The organism is Oerskovia douganii (genome assembly GCF_015142735.1).
Taxonomy (GTDB): domain Bacteria; phylum Actinomycetota; class Actinomycetes; order Actinomycetales; family Cellulomonadaceae; genus Oerskovia; species Oerskovia douganii.
Window position 1 is genome coordinate 113,457 of the sequence record NZ_JACSPN010000012.1, and the last position, 6,363, is coordinate 119,819.

Genomic DNA, 6,363 nt, shown 5'->3' on the forward strand with positions numbered 1-6,363 from the left:
TGCCGCGGTGAGGTCGGCGGAGCGAGGTGAGCGACGCCGTCGGGCGGGGGAGAGGTCCCTGCCCGACGGCGCCCCGCACCTCGCCCTCGACGTCGTCCGGTGGCGTGGGTACGCTGATCGAATCGATACGTGAGAGCGCTCCCACGTTCCACGCCCCTTGGCCGCACGACCGAAGGAACTCCCGTGAGCACCGTCGCCACCCAGCAGGACCCCCAGCCCGCGCCGTCCCCGGCACAGCCGCCCGCACGTCGGACCTTCCCGACCGACTTCCTCTGGGGCTCGGCCACCGCGGCCTACCAGATCGAGGGCGCCGCCGCCGAGGACGGCCGCGGACCCTCCATCTGGGACACCTACTCCCACACCCCCGGCCGCACCCTGAACGGCGACACCGGGGACGTCGCCGACGACCACTACCACCGGTGGGCCGAGGACGTGCAGCACATCAAGGACCTCGGGCTCGGTGCCTACCGGTTCTCGATCTCCTGGTCCCGCGTCCAGCCCGGTGGCTCGGGCGACTTCAACCCCGAGGGCATCGCCTTCTACTCGCGCCTGGTCGACGCGCTCCTCGAGGCCGGCGTCAAGCCCGTCGTGACCCTCTATCACTGGGACCTCCCGCAGGAGCTCGAGGACCGCGGCGGCTGGGCGAACCGCGAGACCGCGTACGCGTTCGCCGCCTACGCGCGCCGCATGGCCCGCGAGCTCGGCGACCGCATCGACGTGTGGACCACGCTCAACGAGCCCTGGTGCTCGGCCTACCTCGGCTACGGCTCGGGGGTCCACGCCCCCGGGCGCACCGAGCCCGTCGCGGCGCTCACGGCCGTGCACCACCTCAACCTCGCCCACGGGCTCGCGTGCCGCGCGATCCGCGACGAGCTGGGCGAGGAGGCCAAGACCTCGGTGACCCTCAACCTGCACGTCATCCGCCCCGACGACCCCTCGTCCGCGGCGGACCTCGACGCCGTGCGGAAGATCGACGCGCTCGCCAACCGCGCGTTCCTCGGCCCGCTGCTCGACGGCGCCTACCCCGCGGACCTGCTCGCCGACACCGCGCACGTGACCGACTGGTCGTTCGTCCAGGACGGCGACCTGGAGCTCGTGCGCCAGCCGCTGTCGATCCTCGGCGTCAACTACTACTCGACCGTGCGCGTGCGGCACTTCTCCGGCGACGGCGAGCGCTCGGAGAGCGACGGTCACGGCGCGTCGAGCCACAGCCCGTGGATCGGGGTCGACGACGTCGAGTTCGTCCAGCAGCCCGGGCCGTACACCGCGATGGGCTGGAACATCGAGCCCGCGGGCATGACCGAGCTGCTGCTCTCCGTGCACCAGGCCTACCCCGACCAGCCGCTCATGGTCACCGAGAACGGCGCGGCGTTCGACGACGAGGTGACGGTCGACGCACAGGGGCACGCCCGGGTGCACGACGACCGGCGCGTCGCCTACCTCCACGACCACATCGACGCCGTCGGGGCCGCGATCGACGCCGGGGCCGACGTCCGCGGGTACTTCGCGTGGTCCCTGCTCGACAACTTCGAGTGGGGCTACGGCTACGACCGACGGTTCGGGATCATCCGGGTCGACTACGAGACCCTGGCACGGACCTGGAAGGACTCGGCCCACTGGTACCGCCGGCTCGCGACGACGTCGGTCCTGCCCGGGGTCGACGAGGTCTGACGCCGCGCGCCCCTGCGGCGCGCCACGACGGTCGGGTCGTCCCCGCGGGGGAGGCCCGACCGTCGTGCTCGCCACCGGTGACGTTCGTCGCACCCGGGCCGGTCCCCGCGCGACACGCCGGGGGCACACGACACGCCAGCAACTTCTCCGCCCGGGTTGTCCGGTTCGCCCGGTGGTGAGCACGGCCCGACGGCGGCTCTCACCACCCGTCCGCGCGGCACCACCTGTCCTGCACAGCGTGTGGACGACCGTGCTCCACAGCCTGTGGAGAAGTCGCGGGGGCCGCGAGGGGACGCCGTTCGAGGCGCGCACAGGCGGTGGACGACGGTGGCGGAGAAGGCCTGTCAGTGGCTCCTGGGAGGATGGATCCGTGGTCCTAGCACACCGCGGAGAGGCCCGAGGACGAGGCGAGGAGTTTCACCCGACCACGACATCTAGTGCCGAGCGGCGGCGCCGCCCACTAGGTATAGTGGTCAGCACCAGGGAGCAAACATCTCCTCGGCACATCACACGATCGTAGTTCCACCAGTGTTCTTCGAGGTCAGGGACCCCTCCAGGGAGTCGACCCGAGACCCCCAGGAAGCTCGATCCCCTACACGAGGAGACTGACCAGATGAGCATCACGGTCTACAGCAAGCCGGCTTGCGTTCAGTGCGACGCGACCTACCGCGCCCTCGACAAGAAGGGCATCGAGTACTCGGTCGTGGACATCAGCCAGGACGCCGAGGCGCTCGAGCTGGTCCGCGGCCTCGGTTACCTGCAGGCACCCGTCGTCATCGCCGGCGACGACCACTGGTCCGGCTTCCGCCCCGACCAGATCAACGCGCTCGCGGCGAAGGTCGCACCCGTCGCCTGAGCAGTCCCTCCCTCCGGTCCCCGCTGCGAGGTGTGACATGGGATCGCTCGTCTACTTCTCCAGCGTCTCGGACACCACGCACCGGTTCGTCCAGCGGCTGGGCCTCGAGGACCGGGGCTCCACGGTCCACCGCATCCCGCTGCGGCCCAAGGACGAGTTCCTGCGGGTCGACGAGCCGTACGTCCTGATGATCCCGACGTACGGCGGCGGCACCGAGGGCGGGGCAGTGCCCCGCCAGGTCATCAAGTTCTTGAACGACTCACACAACAGGTCGTTGATCCGTGGCGTCATCGCCGCGGGCAACACCAACTTCGGCGCTGCCTACTGCATCGCCGGCGACATCATCTCCTCGAAGTGCCAGGTGCCCTACCTGTACGCCTTCGAGCTTCTTGGAACAGCCGAGGACGTCGAGCGCGTCCGCGACGGATTGGGACGATTTTGGCAACGACAGTCACGGATTCCAGCGTGAGCACGGTGGCCGCGGGGGTCGAGCTCGACTACCACGCGCTCAACGCGATGCTCAACCTGTACGGCCCCGACGGCGAGATCCAGTTCGACAAGGACCGCCAGGCAGCGCGCCAGTACTTCCTGCAGCACGTGAACCAGAACACGGTCTTCTTCCACAGCCTGGAGGAGAAGCTCGAGTACCTGGTCGAGAACAAGTACTACGACCCCGCCGTCCTCGCGAAGTACGACCGCGAGTTCGTCAAGTCGCTCTTCGAGTTCGCGTACTCCAAGAAGTTCCGCTTCGACACGTTCCTCGGCGCGTTCAAGTACTACACCTCGTACACGCTCAAGACGTTCGACGGCAAGCGGTACCTCGAGCGCTTCGAGGACCGCGTCTCGATGGTCGCGCTCGGCCTCGCCGACGGCAACGAGCAGACGGCCCTCGACATCGTCGAGGAGATCGTCGCCGGACGCTTCCAGCCCGCGACCCCGACGTTCCTCAACATCGGCAAGGCGCAGCGCGGCGAGCCCGTGTCCTGCTTCCTGCTGCGCATCGAGGACAACATGGAGTCCATCGCGCGCGGCATCAACTCGGCGCTGCAGCTCTCCAAGCGCGGCGGCGGCGTCGCCCTGCTCCTGAGCAACATCCGCGAGCACGGCGCGCCCATCAAGCACATCGAGAACCAGTCCTCGGGCGTCATCCCCGTGATGAAGCTTCTCGAGGACTCCTTCTCCTACGCCAACCAGCTGGGAGCCCGCCAGGGCGCCGGTGCCGTCTACCTGCACGCGCACCACCCCGACATCATGCGCTTCCTCGACACCAAGCGTGAGAACGCCGACGAGAAGATCCGCATCAAGACGCTGTCCCTCGGCGTCGTCATCCCCGACATCACGTTCGACCTGGCGAAGAAGAACGAGGACATGTACCTCTTCTCGCCCTACGACGTCGAGCGCGTCTACGGCAAGCCCTTCGCCGACATCTCGGTCACCGAGAAGTACGACGAGATGGTCGACGACTCCCGCATCCGCAAGACCAAGATCAAGGCGCGCGAGTTCTTCCAGACCCTCGCCGAGCTCCAGTTCGAGTCCGGCTACCCGTACATCATGTTCGAGGACACGGTGAACAAGGCGAACCCGATCAAGGGCCGCATCACCCACTCGAACCTGTGCTCCGAGATCCTCCAGGTCTCGACGCCCTCGACGTACAACGAGGACCTGTCGTACGACCACGTCGGCCGCGACATCTCCTGCAACCTCGGGTCGCTGAACATCGCCAAGACGATGGACTCGCCGGACTTCGCCAAGACGATCGACACCGCGATCCGCGCCCTGACGGCCGTGTCCGACCAGACGAGCATCGAGTCCGTCCCGTCGATCAAGCGCGCCAACGAGTCGGGCCACGCGATCGGCCTCGGCCAGATGAACCTGCACGGCTACCTCGCCCGTGAGCGTGTCTTCTACGGCTCCGAAGAGGGCATCGACTTCACGAACATCTACTTCTACACCGTGGCCTACCACGCGATCGCCGCGAGCAACCGCCTGGCGATCGAGCGGGGCCGGGCGTTCGGCGGGTTCGAGGACTCCACGTACGCCTCGGGCGAGTACTTCGAGAAGTACACGGAGCAGGTCTGGGAGCCCGCGACGGCCCGCGTCAAGGAGCTGTTCGAGACCGCCGGCGTGCACATCCCCACGCAGGAGGACTGGAAGGCGCTCGCCGCGTCCGTCAAGGAGCACGGCATCTACAACCAGAACCTCCAGGCCGTCCCGCCCACCGGTTCGATCTCCTACATCAACAACTCGACGTCGTCGATCCACCCGGTCGCCTCGAAGATCGAGATCCGCAAGGAGGGCAAGATCGGGCGCGTCTACTACCCGGCGCCCTACCTGACGAACGACAACCTGGAGTACTACCAGGACGCGTACGAGATCGGCTACGAGAAGATCATCGACACGTACGCCGCGGCGACGCAGCACGTGGACCAGGGGCTCAGCCTCACGCTGTTCTTCAAGGACACCGCGACCACGCGCGACATCAACCGCGCGCAGATCTACGCGTGGCGCAAGGGCATCAAGACCCTGTACTACATCCGCCTGCGTCAGCTCGCGCTCGAGGGTACCGAGGTGGAGGGTTGCGTCTCCTGCATGCTGTGATTGCTCTCGTCGCCTGACGGCGACGTCCACGGGAGGGGCGCCGGTCGTCCGGGCCGCTCGTGCCTCGCGGCTCCGCAAGGCCCGCCCACGACCGGCGCCCTCCCGTTCCCGCCGCCCGCAGGACCTCTCGTCTCGTCGCTGGCACCGTGCTGAGAAAGAAGAAGAACGACATGTCACCCACTGGGAAGCTCAAGCTCATCGATCGCGTCTCCGCGATCAACTGGAACCGTCTCGACGACGACAAGGACGCCGAGGTCTGGGACCGTCTCGTCGGGAACTTCTGGCTCCCCGAGAAGGTGCCGGTCTCGAACGACATCCAGAGCTGGGCGACGCTCACCGAGGAGGAGAAGACGCTGACCATGCGTGTCTTCACCGGCCTCACCCTCCTCGACACCATCCAGGGCACCGTGGGTGCCGTGTCGCTCATCCCCGACGCGATCACCCCGCACGAGGAGGCCGTGTACACCAACATCGCCTTCATGGAGTCCGTGCACGCCAAGAGCTACTCGTCGATCTTCTCGACGCTGTGCTCGACGCGCGAGATCGACGAGGCGTTCCGCTGGTCGGAGGAGAACCCCAATCTCCAGCGCAAGGCCGAGATCGTCATGGAGTACTACAAGGGCGACTCGCCGCTCAAGCGCAAGGTCGCGAGCACGCTGCTCGAGTCCTTCCTGTTCTACTCGGGCTTCTACCTGCCCATGTACTGGTCGAGCCGCGCCAAGCTCACGAACACCGCTGACCTGATCCGCCTCATCATCCGCGACGAGGCAGTGCACGGGTACTACATCGGCTACAAGTTCCAGAAGGGGCTCGAGAAGCTCAGCCCCGCCGAGCGCGACGAGATGAAGGCCTACACGTACGAGCTCCTCTTCGAGCTCTACGAGAACGAGGTCCAGTACACCGCGGACCTCTACGACGGCGTCGGCCTCACCGAGGACGTCAAGAAGTTCCTGCGCTACAACGCCAACAAGGCCCTCATGAACCTGGGCTACGAGGCGCTGTTCCCCAAGGACGAGACCGACGTCAACCCGGCGATCCTGTCCGCGCTGTCCCCGAACGCCGACGAGAACCACGACTTCTTCTCCGGCTCGGGCTCGTCCTACGTGATCGGCAAGGCCGTGAACACCGAGGACGACGACTGGGACTTCTGACCGGCAGCCCCTGACGGGCGGCTCGCCGACGACCTGACGACCCCCCCCCCCCCCCCCCCCCCGGGGGGGGCGGGGGGGGGGGGGGGC

5 protein-coding genes are annotated in these 6,363 nt (G+C 67.5%); all 5 read left to right on the forward strand.

Annotated features, from left to right (window positions below):
• Positions 1-183: 183 nt before the first annotated feature.
• The 5 genes from H9623_RS10750 to nrdF all read left to right on the forward strand — a co-directional run bounded on the left by H9623_RS10750 (position 184) and on the right by nrdF (position 6,276).
• On the forward strand, positions 184-1,671 hold the full coding sequence (locus tag H9623_RS10750) for a GH1 family beta-glucosidase (RefSeq protein WP_193720036.1): 1,488 nt from the start codon (positions 184-186) through the stop codon (positions 1,669-1,671).
• 613 nt (positions 1,672-2,284) lie between these two features.
• A complete protein-coding gene (gene nrdH, locus H9623_RS10755) occupies positions 2,285-2,527 on the forward strand; it encodes a glutaredoxin-like protein NrdH (RefSeq protein ID WP_030149940.1) in 243 nt (80 codons plus the stop codon).
• 37 nt (positions 2,528-2,564) lie between these two features.
• Positions 2,565-2,996, forward strand: coding sequence for a class Ib ribonucleoside-diphosphate reductase assembly flavoprotein NrdI (gene nrdI, locus H9623_RS10760; protein WP_193720037.1), 432 nt, complete (start codon positions 2,565-2,567; stop codon positions 2,994-2,996).
• Positions 2,966-5,125, forward strand: coding sequence for a class 1b ribonucleoside-diphosphate reductase subunit alpha (nrdE, locus tag H9623_RS10765; RefSeq protein WP_227748495.1), 2,160 nt, complete (start codon positions 2,966-2,968; stop codon positions 5,123-5,125). Before nrdI ends, nrdE begins: the two co-directional genes overlap by 31 nt.
• Positions 5,126-5,295: 170 nt before the next feature.
• Positions 5,296-6,276, forward strand: a complete 981-nt coding sequence (gene nrdF / locus H9623_RS10770; protein WP_193720038.1) for a class 1b ribonucleoside-diphosphate reductase subunit beta — start codon at positions 5,296-5,298, stop codon at positions 6,274-6,276.
• The last annotated feature ends 87 nt before the right edge of the window (positions 6,277-6,363 follow it).

Bases quoted from the DNA above. Each gene is read 5' to 3' on its own strand.
- nrdF (WP_193720038.1), top strand. From the start codon at position 5,296: ATGTCACCCACTGGGAAGCTCAAGCTCATCGATCGCGTCTCCGCGATC.
- nrdH (WP_030149940.1), top strand. From the start codon at position 2,285: ATGAGCATCACGGTCTACAGCAAGCCGGCTTGCGTTCAGTGCGACGCG.
- nrdI (WP_193720037.1), top strand. From the start codon at position 2,565: ATGGGATCGCTCGTCTACTTCTCCAGCGTCTCGGACACCACGCACCGG.